Raw genomic sequence first — 15,133 nt, forward strand, 5'->3', positions numbered from 1 at the left:
ACAGTATAATGTTCTGTTCCACCCTCCACGTCTGCAAGAAATCATGCAAGAAAAATATAGTCCAGCTGAAGTCGAACAGGCCGCCCAGGCCTACTGGAAGTCGATCGACGCCTACAAGGCCGTCGAGAACGACCCGCGTTTCCCAAAAGGCAAGTATTACGCCTGCTCGATGCTGCCTTATCCGTCGGGCAAGCTGCACATGGGTCACGTGCGCAACTATACGATCAATGACGTGATGTACCGCTACCTGCGGATGAACGGCTACAACGTCCTGATGCCGATGGGCTGGGACGCCTTCGGCATGCCAGCCGAGAACGCGGCGATGGCGAACAACGTGCCGCCGGCCGAATGGACTTATTCGAACATCGCCCACATGCGCGGGCAGATGGAATCGATGGGCCTGGCCATCGACTGGTCGCGCGAGATGACCGCCTGCAAGCCGGAATACTACAAGTGGAACCAGTGGATGTTCCTCAAGATGCTCGAGAAGGGCATCATCTACCAGAAGACCGGCACCGTGAACTGGGACCCGGTGGACCAGACCGTGCTGGCCAACGAACAGGTGGTGGACGGCCGCGGCTGGCGCTCGGGCGCGCTGATCGAGAAGCGCGAGATCCCGATGTACTACGTGCGCATCACCGAGTACGCGGACGAGCTGCTGGACTACGTGGACAACAAGCTGCCGGGCTGGCCGGAGCGCGTGCGCATCATGCAGGCCAACTGGATCGGCAAGTCGACCGGCGTGCGCTTCGCCTTCCCGCACCAGATCAAGGACGAATCGGGTGAGCTCATCAACGAGGGCAAGCTGTACGTCTTCACCACCCGCGCCGACACCATCATGGGCGTGACCTTCTGCGCCGTGGCGGCCGAGCACCCGCTGGCCCAGCACGCCGCGAAGAACAACCCGGAACTGCAGGCCTTCATCGCCGAGTGCAAGCTGGGTTCCGTCATCGAAGCCGACATGGCGACGATGGAGAAGAAGGGCATGCCGACCGGTCTCACCGTGACCCACCCGGTGACGGGCGAGCAGCTGCCGGTCTGGGTCGGCAACTACGTCCTGATGACCTACGGCGACGGCGCCGTGATGGGCGTGCCGGGCCACGACGAGCGCGACTTCGGCTTCGCCACCAAATACAATCTGCCGATCAAGCAGGTGGTCGCGGTCGAAGGCCAGGAGTTCTCGCTGGACGGCTGGCAGGAGTGGTACGGCGACAAGGAAGCCGGCCGCACCATCAACTCGGGCAAGTACGACGGCCTCGACTACATCGCCGCCGTCAACGCGGTGGCGGGCGACCTGGCGGCGCAAGGCCTGGGCGACAAGAAGGTCACCTTCCGCCTGCGCGACTGGGGCATCTCGCGCCAGCGCTACTGGGGCACGCCGATCCCGATGATCCACTGCGGCGACTGCGGCGCGGTGCCGGTTCCCGAGCAGGACCTGCCGGTCGTGCTGCCGGAACACCTGGTCCCGGACGGCACCGGCAACCCGCTCAACAAGGACGAAGCCTTCCTGAAGTGCGATTGCCCGAAGTGCGGCAAGCCGGCGCGTCGCGAGACCGACACGATGGATACCTTCATCGACTCGTCCTGGTACTACATGCGCTATACCTCGCCGGGCTCCAACGACAAGATGGTCGACGAGCGCAACGACTACTGGATGCCGATGGACCAGTACATCGGCGGCATCGAGCACGCCGTCATGCACCTGCTGTACGCGCGCTTCTGGACCAAGGTGATGCGCGACTTCGGCCTGCTGAAATTCGACGAGCCCTTCGTTAACCTGCTGACCCAGGGCATGGTGCTGAACGAGACCTACTACCGCGAAGACGCATCGAGCAAGAAGACCTGGTACAACCCGGCCGACGTCGAGCTGACCTTTGACGACAAGGGCCGCCCGCAGAGCGCGGTCCTGAAGGCGGATGGGCAGCCGGTAGAGATCGGCGGCACCGAGAAGATGTCGAAGTCGAAGAACAACGGCATCGACCCGCAGGCGCAGATCGAGCAATACGGCGCCGACACCGCGCGCCTGTTCACCATGTTCGCCTCGCCGCCGGAGCAGACCCTGGAGTGGTCGAACAGCGGCGTGGAAGGCGCGAGCCGCTTCCTGCGCCGCGTCTGGGCCTACGGCTACGCGCAGCGCGAGCGCATCGCCAATGCCCTGAAGGGCCAGCAGCAAGGTTCGCTCGACGACGCTCAGAAGACCCTGCGCCGCGAGGTGCACAAGGTGCTGCAGCAGGCCGACTACGACCTGAAGCGCATCCAGTACAACACCGTGGTGTCGGCCTGCATGAAGATGCTCAACACCCTGGAGTCCAGCAAGCTGGCCGAGGGCGTCGCATCGGATGCGGTGATCGCCGAAGGCTTCTCGATCTTCCTGCGCCTGCTGAACCCGGTGGCGCCGCACATCACGCACGGCCTGTGGCAGGAACTGGGCTATGCCGCCGTCTATGGCGACATCCTCAACGTGCAGTGGCCGCAAGTCGACCCGGCCGCGCTGGAGCAGTCGGAGATCGAACTGATGATCCAGGTGAACGGCAAGCTGCGCGGTTCGGTCAAGGTGCCGAAGGATGCCGACAAGGCGAGCATCGAAGCCGCTGCGCTGGCCGAGGAATCGGTCAGCAAGTTCATCGAAGGCACGCCGAAGAAGGTCATCGTGGTGCCGGGCAAACTCATCAACATCGTGGTGTAATCGATGAAAAAAACCGTGGTGCGCACGCTGGCAGCGGTCCTGGTGGCCGCAAGCCTCGCCGGTTGCGGCTTCCAGCTGCGCGGCTCGACCGGCCAGTACAACATGCCCTTCCAGAGCATCTACCTGGCTTTCCCCGAGACCTCGCCGCTGGGCACGGAACTCAAGCGCAACCTGCGCGCGGGCGACTCGGTGCGCGTCGAGACCGACGCCTCCAAGGCGCAGGCGCTGTTCGACGTGCTGTCCGAGTCGCGCGGCAAGGCTATCCTGTCGCTGAACAGCCTGGGCCGGGTGCGCGAGTACTCGCTGAGCTACACCCTGGTGTTCCGCGTGCGCGATGCGAACAACAAGGAGCTGCTCGGCCCGACCGAGATCACCCTGCGCCGCAACATCGCCTTCGACGAATCGCAGGTGCTGGCCAAGGAATCGGAAGAGCAGCTGCTGTACCGCGACATGCAGGCCGACCTGGTGCAGCAGATCCTGCGCCGCCTGGCCGCGATCAAACCTGTCTGACGAGTTGAGACTGAAGCATGCAGCTGCGGCCTGAGGCCCTCGAGGGCCACCTGGCCAAGGGCCTGGCGCCCTTGTACGTGATCACCAGTGACGAGCACCTGCTCGCGCTGGAAGCGGCCGACCGTATTCGCAAGACCGCCCGCGCGCAAGGTTTTACCGAGCGCGACGTGCTCACGGTCGAGCGCAACTTCAAGTGGGGCGAACTGCTGGCCGCGAACCAGGCCATGTCCCTGTTCGGCGACAAGAAGCTGATCGAGCTGCGCATCCCGAGCGGCAAGCCGGGCAAGGACGGCAGCGCCGCCCTGCAGGCTTACGCCAAGGACCTCGGCCCCGACAACCTCACCCTGATCACCCTGCCGAAGCTGGACTGGCAGACCGCCAAGGCCTCGTGGGTAGCGGCGCTGCAGGCGGCGGCGGTGTACATCGAGATTCCGAACGTGGAGCGCGCCCAGCTGCCGGGCTGGATCGGCATGCGCTTGTCCGGCCAGGGGCAGAGTGCGGAGCGCCAGAGCCTGGACTTCATCGCCGACCGCGTCGAGGGCAACCTGCTGGCGGCGCACCAGGAAATCCAGAAGCTCGGCCTGTTGTACGAGCCGGGCAAGCTGAGCTTCGAACAGGTGCACGACGCCGTGCTCAACGTGGCGCGCTACGACGTGTTCAAGCTGTCCGAAGCCATGCTGGCGGGCGACCCGGCGCGCCTGGCGCGCATGCTCGACGGCCTGAAGGGCGAGGGCGAGGCGCTGCCGCTGGTTTTGTGGGCCGTCAGTGAAGAAATCCGCACGCTGCTAAAATTGAAATCCGGGATGGCGCAGGGCCGCCCGCTGGGCGCGCTGCTGAAGGAATACCGCATCTGGGGTCCGCGCGAGCGCATGATGGAACCGGCGCTGCGGCGCGTGTCCCTCGCCACGCTGGAAGCGGCGCTGCAGGAGGCGGCGCAGGTGGACCGGATGGTCAAGGGCCTGCGCGCGAAGGCGTTTGCCGGGGACGCGTGGGATGCCATGCTGCAGCTGGCTCTACGTGTAGCTCGGTAGCGTGGGCGGGTCCCCCGCCCACGCGTTCAACCGGCGCGTGAATTACTCGGCTGCTGTTATTTCTCGAATGTGATTTGAACGCGTGGGCAGGGGACCTGCCCACCCTACGAAAACCGCAACACGGGCTACACGATGGACATCACCGAACACATGCACTCCATGGGCCGCAAGGCCCGTGCCGCTTCGCGCGCCATGGCGCGTGCCGACGGCGCCACCCGCAACCGCGCGCTGCTCCTGATCGCCGACGCCATCGAGCGCGACGCGGACGTGCTGCGTGCCGCCAACCAGCAGGACATGGAGGCGGCCCGCGCGGGCGGCCTGGAACCGGCCTTGCTCGACCGCCTGGCGCTGACCGAGGGCGCCATCAAGACCATGGTCGAGGGCCTGCGCCAGATCGTCACGCTGCCCGACCCGGTCGGCGAGATCACCAACATGAAGTCGCGTCCGAGCGGCATCCAGGTCGGCCAGATGCGCGTACCGCTGGGCGTCATCGGCATCATCTACGAGGCGCGCCCGAACGTGACGGTGGATGCGGCCGGCCTGTGCATCAAGAGCGGCAACGCGGCCATCCTGCGCGGCGGCTCGGAAGCGATCCACTGCAACCGCGCGCTGGCCAGGCTGGTGAGCGAGGGCCTGCAGGGCGCCGGCCTGCCGCTGGACGCGGTGCAGGTGGTCGACACCACCGACCGCGCCGCCGTCGGCGCATTGATCACCATGCCGCAGTACGTGGACGTGATCGTCCCGCGCGGCGGCAAAGGGCTGATCGCGCGCCTGATGGAGGAATCCACCGTCCCGATGATCAAGCACCTGGACGGCATCTGCCACGTTTACATCGACGACAGGGCCGACATCGCCAAGGCGCTGCCGGTCGCCTTCAACGCCAAGTGCCACCGCTACGGCACCTGCAACACGATGGAAACCCTGCTGGTGGCACGCGTGATCGCCCCGGCCGTGCTGCCGCAGCTGGCGGAGCTCTACAGGACCAAGGAGGTCGAGCTGCGGGCGGACGCGGAAGCCCATGCGATCCTGGCGGGCTACCCCTGGCTGGCGCATGCGACCGAGCAGGACTGGAGCACCGAATACCTGGCGCCGATCCTGTCGATCCGGGTGGTGGAAGGGCTGGACGGCGCGATCGACCACATCAACACCTGGTCGTCGAAGCACACCGAATCGATCATCACCGAAGACTACAGCGCCGCGCTGCGCTTCCTGCGCGAGGTGGATTCGGCCTCGGTGATGGTGAATGCCTCGACCCGTTTCGCGGACGGCTTCGAATACGGCCTGGGCGCGGAGATCGGCATCTCGAACGACAAGCTGCATGCGCGCGGGCCGGTCGGATTGGAGGGACTTACCTCGCTCAAGTACGTCGTGTTCGGGCACGGCGAAGTGCGTCAATAACAAGCCAAAAGGAAACGCATGTACCTCTGGATCAAGGCCCTGCACATCGTCTTCATCGCCTCCTGGTTCGCCGGGCTGTTCTACCTGCCGCGCATTTTCGTGAACCTGGCCCAGGAAACCAATCCGGCAGCGCTCGAGCGCCTGCTGGGCATGGGGCGCCGGCTGTACCGCTTCACCACGATCCTGATGGTGCCGGCCCTGGTGCTGGGCATCTGGCTGTGGCTGGGCTACGGCATCCGGGGCGGCTGGCTGCATGCGAAACTGGCGCTCGTGATCCTGACGATCGGCTACCATCACGCCTGCGGCTCGCTGCTCAAGAAATTCGAGCGCGGGGCGAATGTGCGCAGCCATAAGTGGTACCGGTATTTCAATGAAGTGCCGGTGCTGCTGTTGCTTGCGATTGTGATTTTGGTAGTCGTCAAACCGTTCTAAGAGTTAGCTCTAGAACGTCATCCCGGCGAAGGCCGGGATCCAAGTTCGCGGGTCCGCCACGAACGTCAAATTGGGTTCCGGCCTTCGCCGGAACGACGGTCTTCAGGCTAACGGTGCAATTAGATTGCGACGGTCTCAAGGTTAGCAGTACTGATACCGCTAACACGTTTCAAGTTTTATTAACGGACAAAGGGTACCCCTCATGGCCTCATATTTTTGCCCATGCCCGCGCGGCATGGAAGCGGCGCTTGCCGAAGAACTGGGTGAAATCGCCCTGCAAAGCACCACGATGCGGGTGCACAACCAGGTGCCGGGCGGCGTGCACTGCTCCGGTTCGCTGGTGGACGCCTACCGCATCAACCTGCACTCGCGCATCGCCTCGCGCGTCCTGATGCGCATGGGCCAGCGCAGCTACAACAACGAGAACGACATCTATGACCTGGTGCTCGAGCAGCCCTGGGAAGACTGGTTCGGCGTCAACCACACCATCCGCGTCGACGTCACCGCGGTGAAATCCCCGCTGAAGAGCCTCGAGTTCACCACGCTGAAGATCAAGGACGCCGTCTGCGACCGCTTCCGCGACCAGTTCAACAAGCGTCCCTCGGTGAACACCCGCGAGCCGGACATGCGCATCGTCGGCTTCCTCGACCAGCGCAATTTCATCATCTACCTCGACACCTCGGGCGAAGCGCTGTTCAAGCGCGGCTGGCGTGAAGAGACCGGCGACGCGCCGCTGCGCGAGAACCTGGCCGCCGGCATGCTGCGCGTGGCCGGCTGGAAGCCGGGCATTCCGCTGTTCGACCCGATGTGCGGCTCCGGCACCATCCTGGTTGAAGCGGCCCAGATGGTGCAGGGCATCCCGGCAGGCAGCAGGCGCCGCTTCGCCTTCGAGAAATTCGCCGACTTCGACCGCGAGGCCTGGGCGGCATTGAAAGCCGAGATCAAGCCGAACCCGCTCCCGAGCGAGCCGACCATCTTCGGTTCCGACATCTCGGGCGACATGGTCGCAATGACTCGCCATAACCTGAAGATCGCCGGCATCCTGTTCGACGTGCCGCTCAAGCAGATCGAAGCGCAGCACGTATCGCCGCCCACAATCGAGCCGGGCATCCTGCTGACCAACCCGCCGTACGGCGAGCGGATCGGCGTGCGCGGCGATTCCACGGTGCCGCAGGACGAGATGGCGGTCTCCTTCTATTCCGCGCTCGGCACCACGCTGAAGCAGCGTTTCGCGGGCTGGACCGCCTTCCTGTTCACGGCGGACCTCGGGCTGCCCAAGCTGCTGCGCCTGAAGGAATCGCGCAAGACCCCGTTCTTCAACGGCGCGCTCGAATGCCGCCTGTTCCGCTTCGACATGGTGGCCGGTTTCAACCGCCGCGAAGAAGCCAAACCGAAACAGGAGCAATAAGCCCTCCATGCTGCCGCCGACCGAACCCGACGACTTGCCCAAGGATCCGGTCACCCCGGTTCCGCTGCCCGCGCCCCACAAGATCGCCATGCTCAGCGCCGGCGGCCTGGCGACGCTGCTGGCGGCGATGTCGATGCTGGGGCCGTTCTCGATCGACGCCTACCTGCCGGCCTTCCCGCAGATCCGTTCCGAGCTGAACGCCTCGGCGCTGGAAGTGCAGCAGACGCTCACCGCCTACATGCTGGCCTTCGCCGGCATGGTGCTGTGGCATGGCGCGCTGTCGGACGCCTTCGGGCGGCGCAACGTGGTCCTGTGCGCGCTGGTCGTGTTCGCGATCGGCACTTTCGGCTGCGCGGCGGCCAGTTCGGTGCACTACCTGTGGGTGTTCCGCATCATGCAGGGCGTGTCGGCGGGGGCGGGCGTGGTGGTGGGACGCGCCATCATCCGCGACCTGTATTCGGATGCCGAGGCGGCGCGCCTGCTGTCGATGGTGACCATGATCTTCTCGATCGCACCGGCCATCGCGCCGGTGCTGGGCGGCTGGATCGTGACCCTGGCCGACTGGCGCGCGATCTTCCTGGCGCTGTGCGCCTACACCGTCATCCTGGGCTGGTTCTGCTGGAAGCACCTGCCCGAGACCGTGCCGAAGGAAAAGCGCCAGCCCTTCAATCCGCGCTTCCTGGCGCAGAGCTACGGCGCCATCTTCAGCTCCTTCCTGTTCCACATGAAGTCGGGCGTGGTGGCGCTGAATTTCGCCGGCCTGTTCCTGTACATCGCGTCGGCGCCGGTGATGCTGCCCGAGCACCTCGGCCTGGGGCCTTCGCAGTTCGCCTGGCTGTTCGTGCCGACCGTGAGCGGCATCTTCCTGGGCGCGCTGGCGGCCAACCGCATGGCCGGCAAGCTGGGCTTCGCGCGCCAGATCCGTATCGGCTTCTTCTTCATGCTGGGCGCGGTCGCCTTCAACGTGACCTACCACAGCTTCCTGCCGCCCTCGCTGCCCTGGAGCGTGGCGCACATGTTCTTCTTCACCTTCGGCAGCTCGATCATCGCGCCGGGCGCCACCCTGATGGCGCTCGATATGTTCCCGCACATCCGCGGCACCGTGGCCTCGTGCCAGTCCTTCATGACCACCCTGGCGGGTGCGATCGTGGCGGGCGTGATTTCGCCGATGCTGTCGCATTCGGTGTTGTCGCTGGCGCTCGGGCAGGCCGGCTTCACGCTGCTGTCGATCGGCCTGTGGGCCACGGCGCGCCACTACCGGCGCCAGAAGATCCGCGACGGGCACCCGATGCCGTGATCGGGTTCACTGGACCGATCATCGTGAAATAAAATTTCATATATGCATGCATATATGAAATAATCTTCCATTGATGCCGAAATAGCTTTCTTGCGCCTCTCACTTTAGAGCGACATCTCGACAACACTTTTTACAGAAAGTATTGTTCCCGATCAGAAATGTCTATATGCTAAGATAAGTTTTTCGTGCCCAGAACAAACGTTTAAACATTGTTCTGTTCAGTAGATCAAACAGAAAGACTTTGTGGCAACCCTATCCGGGCTGCCTCGGACAACCTTCGACACGCGGCCGCGTTGGAGACCATGCAAGCTTCGGATCAGGATATCCGCAATCGACTGTTGATTGCCCGTCTGCCGGCCATGCCGCAGATCCTCGTGCGTCTCATCGAACACCTGCAGGCCGACGACCTCGGCATGCCGGAGCTGGCCGCCCTGATCTCGAAGGACGCCGGCATGACCGGCAAATTGCTGGCCGTGGCCAACAGCTCGGCCTACCAGCGGCACCACCGCAACGTCAACCTCGAGCAGTCCCTGGTCGCCCTCGGCACCGACATGATCAAGACGCTGGTGATCAGCGACTCGGTGTTCCAGACCTTTAATAATTTCCCGCATTCGGGCAGCACCGACCTGCGCGCCTTCTGGAAGAATTCGCTGAGCACGGCCGTCATTGCGAAGGACATCGCACGCGCCGTCGAGTACCCGCACCTGGAAGAAGCCTACCTGGCCGGCCTGCTGCACAACGTCGGCCGCCTGGCCCTCCTGGCCACGGCCCCCAAGGAATACGCCTACAACTTCAGCGCGCGCGACGACGAGGACCTGTGCGCCGTCGAGCAGCGCACCCTGCAGATCACCCACGCCGAAGCCGGCGCCTGGCTGATCGAACGCTGGCAGCTCGACTCCTTCCTGGCCGACGCCGTGCTGTACCACCACGAGCCGAGCGAGCGCCTGGAGTCGGCCCACCCCTTGATCCGCATCGTGCGCCTGGCCCACGTGCTGTCCAGCCATGCCGGCGACGACGCCATGGTGCGCGAAGCCGCTGCCCTGTGCGGCATCGACGATGAACAGGCCGGCCAGATGCTGGCCGGCGCCGCGCGCCAGGTCGAGAAGGCCGCCGCCCACCTGGGCATCGACCTGGAGGGCGCCGACGACGTCCCGGCGCCGCCGGCCTATGCGCCGCCCGCGCTGGATCCGGTGCAGCAGCGCCTGTCCGAAGAAGTGCGCAACATGGTGCTGGTCTCGGAAGTCGGCCAGAGCTTCGCGCGCCAGCAGGGAGAATCCGGCCTGCTGGAAGCGATGACGCGCTCGGCGCGCATCCTGTTCGACTTCGGCAATGCCGTGGTCCTGCTGGAGAACCCGACCGGCCACGCCCTGGTCGGCGCGCCCACCCAGGGCAGCCAGCGCATCGCCGAATTCGCCGTGCCGCTCGCGAAAGGCGGCGCCATCGCCAAGAGCGCGCTGGAGCGCCGTCCGGCCTTCATCGGGCGCGATGGCGACAGCCTCGGCCTGGCCGAGGAACAGCTGCTGCGCATGCTCGGCACCGACAGCCTGGTGTGCGTGCCGCTGGTCGCCGGCGCGCGCTGCCTGGGCGTGCTGATCGGCGGCATCGCGGCCTGGCAGGTCCCGTACTGCCAGCGCCGCGAGCGCTTCATGCAGTCTTTCGGGGCGCAGGCCGCCACCGCGCTGGAGAACATGCTGTCCGAACGCGGCCACGCGAGGCGCCAGCTGGCCCACGTGGCCGAGGAATACCGCGAGGCCTCGCGCCGCGTGGTCCACGAAGTGAATAACCCGCTGTCGATCATCAAGAACTACCTGAGTGTCCTCGACAGCAAGCTGGCGCGCCAGGAGCCGGTGAGCACCGAGATGTCGATCCTGAACGAAGAGATCGACCGCGTCGGCCAATTGGTCAGCAGCCTGGCCGAGCTCAAGCCGGTCGACACCGGCCCGCGCCCGACCGACGTCGCCAAGGTGGTGGACGAGGTGCAGCGCCTGTTCCGCAGCACCGGCTTCGTCCCGGCCACGGTCGACATCGTCGTCACCATGCACGAGGAAGCGACCCGCATCGAGGGCGACGCCGACGTGCTCAAGCAGATCCTGGTGAACCTGGTGAAGAACGCCATCGAGGCCCTCGGCACGAACGGCGGGCGCGTGGAGATCGTCAACCGCGGCCACGTGAACCGCGAGCGCCAGCTCTACCTGGAACTGGTCGTCAGCGACAACGGCCCCGGCCTGTCGCGCGACGTGCTGGCCCATCTGTTCTCGCCGGTGAAGAGCACCAAGGACGGCGCCCACCATGGCCTGGGCCTGTCGATCGTGCACAGCCTGGTCAAGAAGCTGGGCGGCCACATCGGCTGCCGCAGCGGCCGCAACGGCACCGCATTCGAAATCCTCTTGCCGGCGTGGTCCGGCGCCGCCGCCAGCACGGGTCTTGGTAGCCCCGTGGCGCTGCCGGCCCGCGCGATCGGCTCCGCATAACATCATGATCAACGCGCACAACGCCATGTTTTCCGGCGAACCGGCCCCGTATTCCCCAACGCTCGAGACCGACAGCCAGCCACGCCTGCTGCTGGTCGACGATGAACCGCGCCTGCTGTCCTCGCTGTACGAGCTGCTGCGCGACCGCGGCTACCAGCTCACCACCGCGGCCTCGGGCGGCGAAGCGCTGGCCCATTTGTCGCGCCTGCGCTTCGACCTGGTCCTGCTCGACCTGCGCCTGCCGGACATCGGCGGCCACGAGATCATGGACTTCATCAACCAGAAGGGCATCGACGCCGACGTGATCGTGATGAGCGGCGAGGTCGGCATCGATGCGGCGATCGGCGCGCTCAAGCGCGGCGCCTACGACTACCTGCGCAAGCCATACGCGCGCGAAGAACTGCTGGCCACGGTCGCCAATGCCCTCAAGGGCCGCCGCCTCGCGCTCGAGAACCAGCGCATGGCCACCCAGCTGGACGCTTCCGAGAAGATGTACCGCTACCTGGTGGACTCCTCGCCGGACATCATCTACACGCTGAACCACGAAGGCCGCTTCACCTTCGTGAACGACCGCGCCTACCAGCTGCTCGGCTATTCGCGCGACGAGCTGCTCGGCAAGCACTATTCGCTGCTGGTGCACGAGGAGGACCTGGAGCGCGCGCGCTACGTCTTCAACGAGCGCCGCGTCGACGAGCGCGCCTCGCGCAACGTCGAGCTGCGCCTGAAGTGCAGGAACGGCGGCGGCAGCGGCGGCAACGGCCACGAGCGCACCTTCAACAACACCCTGATGACGATTTCGCTGAACGCGATCGGCATGCACGTGCCCGACCAGGAAGTGAAGAAGCTCGAATTCTTCGGCACCTACGGCGTGGCGCGCGACATCACCGACCGCAAGCGCGCCGAAGAAGTCATCTCCTACCAGGCCTACCACGACATCCTGACCGACCTGCCGAACCGCATCCTGTTCAAGGATCGCCTCGGGCTGGCCGTGATCCAGGCCAAGCGCAAGAAGACCGAGCTGGCGGTGATGTTCATCGACCTGGACCGCTTCAAGCTGGTCAACGACACCCTCGGCCACGTGAAGGGCGACGAGCTGCTGCAGCAGGCCGCCACCCGCCTGAAGGGCTGCCTGCGCAAGGGCGACACGCTGGCGCGCCAGGGCGGCGACGAATTCACCATCGTGCTGCCGGAGCTGCGCGACCGCGACGACGCGCGCATGGTCGCCGACAAGTTCCTCGAGGTCCTGCAGGAACCGTTCGACCTGGACGGCCACGAAGTGCACATCTCGGCATCGATCGGCATCGCCATCTACCCGACCGACGGCGAATCGATCGACGAGCTGCTGCGCCACGCCGACATCGCCATGTACCAGGTCAAGGCCCAGGGCAAGAACGGCCACAGCTTCTACCACACCTCGATGCTGGACATCTCGCACCAGAAGATCGCCCTCGAGCAGGCCCTGCGCCGCGCGCTCGAGCAGGACGAGCTGGAGATGTACTACCAGCCGCAGATCGACGCGCTCACCGGCCGCATCGTCGGCGCCGAGGCGCTGATGCGCTGGAACCACCCGACCCGCGGCGTGCTGTCGGCCGGCGAGTTCCTGCCGTTTGCGGAAGAGAACGGCCTGATGCTGCCGATCTCGGACTGGATGATCGGCGCGCTGTGCCGCGACATGCTGCAGTGGAACGCCTCGGGCAGCGACCACGTGCGCCTGTCGCTCAACCTGTCGCCGCAATACCTCGACCGCGGCGACTTCTTCGAGAAGATGCGCAACGCGCTGGTGCGCTACGGGATCGCGCCGGGCCAGATCGAAGTCGAGATCACCGAAAACATCTGCATCCGCAACCCGCAGTACGCGATCGAGCAGCTGAATAAACTGTGCCAGCTCGGCGTGTCGGTGGCGATCGACGATTTCGGCACCGGCTATTCGTCGCTCTCCTACCTGCACCGCTTCCCGATCCACACCGTGAAGATCGACCAGTCCTTCGTCAAGGAGATCCACGAAGAGGGCGGCCACTATCCGGTGATCCTGGCGATCATCTCGATCGCGCGCGGCCTGGGCCTGAACCTGATCGCGGAAGGCGTGGAGACCGAGGAGCAGGCCCGTTACCTGCGCGCCAACGGCTGCATGACGATGCAGGGCTACCTGTACTACCGCCCGATCCCGCTGGGCGAATTCATCAAGTCGCTGCGCACCCAGCCGACGCTGTTCGGCCTGCGGGCAGTGCAGGCGTAAGCGGACGCCATGCTCGACTTCCCTGCCCAATCAGGCGACGTGGAAGGTCGCCACACCGCGGAATTCCTGCGTGTGAAGGGCATGGCCGAGCGCGGCGTGCCGAGCGCCCAGCACAGCCTGGGCTTCATGTACGCGAGCGGCCAGGGCGTGCCCCGGAACTACGAACTGGCGGTGGCCTGGTACCGCATGGCGGCCAGCGCGGACCTCGAGCTGGCGCAGTACAACCTCGGCGTGATGTACCAGAAGGGCCAGGGCGTCGGCCAGGACTACGGCCAGGCCGCCTACTGGTACCGCCGCGCCGCCGAACAGGGTTATGCGCCGGCGCAATACAACCTGGGCTGGCTGTATGCGAAAGGGCAGGGCGTGCCGAGCGACGTGCAGCAGGCCCTGCACTGGTTCAGCCAGGCCGCCGGCCAGGGCGAACCCGGCGCGCAGCACAACCTCGGCATGATGTACGAGACCGGCAAGGGCGTGCCCCAGGACCAGGATGCCGCCACCGAGTGGTACCGCCGCGCCGCGGAACAGGGCTATGCGCGCTCGCAGTTCAGCCTCGCGCTGCGCTCCAGCGGGGCGCAGTCGGTCGACTGGTTCCGCAAGGCCGCAAGCCAAGGCTACGCGCCGGCCCAGTTCAACCTCGGCCTGCGCTACGACAAGGGGCGGGACCTCGAGCAGGACAGCGCGCTGGCGATCCAGTGGTACGGCCGCGCCGCCGAACAGGGTCACGCCAGTTCCCAGTTCAATCTCGCCCTGATCTATGACAGCGGCCACGGCGTGCCGCGCGACGAAGCGCTGGCGCTGCACTGGTACCGCCGCGCGGCAAGCCAGGGCCATGCCGGCGCCCAGGACAACCTCGGCGTGCGCTACGAGCACGGGCAGGGCGTCGAGCCTGACCCGGGCCAGGCGGCCCACTGGTACCGCCAGGCCGCCGAGCAGGGCATGCCCTCGGCCCAGTACCACCTCGGCCAGCTGTTCGACGCCGGCAGCGGCGTGCCGCAGGATCCCGCCCAGGCAGCCCACTGGTACCGCAAGGCGGCCGAGCAGGGCCACCTGCGCGCCCAGTTCGACCTCGGCCTGCGCTATGAGGGCGGGGTGGGCGTGGCGCGCGACGAGCAACAGGCGCTGGAGTGGTACCGGCGCGCGGCTGCCCAGGATTACGCGCCGGCCCAGTACATGGTGGGCGTGCTGCTGGACCGCGCCGAGCATGCCGACCCAAGCGAAGCCACCGACTGGTTCCACAAGGCCGCCGACCAGGGCCACGCGCTGGCGCAGTTCGAGCTGGGCCTGCGCCACGACTGCGGCAAGGGCATCGAACGCGATTATGAAGCGGCGCATTTCTGGTACCTGTGCGCGGCGCGCCAGGGGCATGCGCGCGCCCAGTTCAACCTCGGCGTGATGTACTCGGCGGGGCAGGGCGTGCAGCGCGACCTGGTCGAGGCCTATGCCTGGCTGCAGCGGGCGGGCGGGGCCGGCGTGGCCGCCGCGTCAGGCTACCTGAAGAAGATCGCGGCGCGCATGGAGCCGCAGCTGCTGGCGCAGGCGCAGGCTTCTTCCTGAGTTTCCCCACTGGCGCAAGCCCGGCGATTCCTGTAGGGTGGTCGGCTCTGCCGACCGCGCGTCCAACCGGCGCGTGATTCGACGGGACGCATACATACAACAACTGTCCA

10 protein-coding genes are annotated in these 15,133 nt (G+C 66.0%); all 10 read left to right on the top strand.

Annotated elements, in window-relative coordinates; translation table 11 throughout:
• Positions 1-43: 43 nt before the first annotated feature.
• The 10 genes from leuS to YWC_RS0117505 all read left to right on the top strand — a co-directional run bounded on the left by leuS (position 44) and on the right by YWC_RS0117505 (position 15,023).
• On the top strand, positions 44-2,686 hold the full coding sequence (gene leuS / locus YWC_RS0117460; protein WP_027866537.1) for a leucine--tRNA ligase: 2,643 nt from the start codon (positions 44-46) through the stop codon (positions 2,684-2,686).
• Between the two features lie 3 nt (positions 2,687-2,689).
• Complete coding sequence (locus YWC_RS0117465) at positions 2,690-3,196, top strand: LPS-assembly lipoprotein LptE (RefSeq protein WP_027866538.1); 507 nt, start codon at positions 2,690-2,692, stop codon at positions 3,194-3,196.
• Positions 3,197-3,213: 17 nt separating this feature from the next.
• Positions 3,214-4,227 carry a DNA polymerase III subunit delta gene (holA, locus tag YWC_RS0117470; RefSeq protein ID WP_027866539.1) on the top strand — a complete coding sequence of 338 codons (1,014 nt, stop codon included), beginning with the start codon at positions 3,214-3,216 and terminating at the stop codon, positions 4,225-4,227.
• A gap of 132 nt (positions 4,228-4,359) precedes the next feature.
• Positions 4,360-5,625, top strand: a complete 1,266-nt coding sequence (locus YWC_RS0117475; protein ID WP_027866540.1) for a glutamate-5-semialdehyde dehydrogenase — start codon at positions 4,360-4,362, stop codon at positions 5,623-5,625.
• 18 nt (positions 5,626-5,643) lie between these two features.
• Positions 5,644-6,057, top strand: a complete 414-nt coding sequence (locus YWC_RS0117480; RefSeq protein WP_027866541.1) for a CopD family protein — start codon at positions 5,644-5,646, stop codon at positions 6,055-6,057.
• A gap of 202 nt (positions 6,058-6,259) precedes the next feature.
• Positions 6,260-7,465, top strand: a complete 1,206-nt coding sequence (locus tag YWC_RS0117485; protein WP_371846400.1) for a THUMP domain-containing class I SAM-dependent RNA methyltransferase — start codon at positions 6,260-6,262, stop codon at positions 7,463-7,465.
• 7 nt (positions 7,466-7,472) lie between these two features.
• Entirely contained in the window at positions 7,473-8,762 is a 1,290-nt protein-coding gene (locus YWC_RS0117490; RefSeq protein WP_027866543.1) for a multidrug effflux MFS transporter, read from the top strand.
• A 302-nt stretch (positions 8,763-9,064) separates the two neighbouring features.
• A complete protein-coding gene (locus tag YWC_RS0117495; RefSeq protein ID WP_027866544.1) occupies positions 9,065-11,233 on the top strand; it encodes an HDOD domain-containing protein in 2,169 nt (722 codons plus the stop codon).
• 25 nt (positions 11,234-11,258) lie between these two features.
• Positions 11,259-13,469 carry a putative bifunctional diguanylate cyclase/phosphodiesterase gene (locus YWC_RS29885; RefSeq protein ID WP_051306543.1) on the top strand — a complete coding sequence of 737 codons (2,211 nt, stop codon included), beginning with the start codon at positions 11,259-11,261 and terminating at the stop codon, positions 13,467-13,469.
• A 9-nt stretch (positions 13,470-13,478) separates the two neighbouring features.
• A complete protein-coding gene (locus tag YWC_RS0117505) occupies positions 13,479-15,023 on the top strand; it encodes an SEL1-like repeat protein (RefSeq protein WP_027866545.1) in 1,545 nt (514 codons plus the stop codon).
• Positions 15,024-15,133 lie beyond the last annotated feature (110 nt).

It is taken from the genome of Massilia alkalitolerans DSM 17462, from assembly GCF_000427785.1.
GTDB classification, from domain to species: Bacteria; Pseudomonadota; Gammaproteobacteria; order Burkholderiales; family Burkholderiaceae_D; genus Telluria; species Telluria alkalitolerans.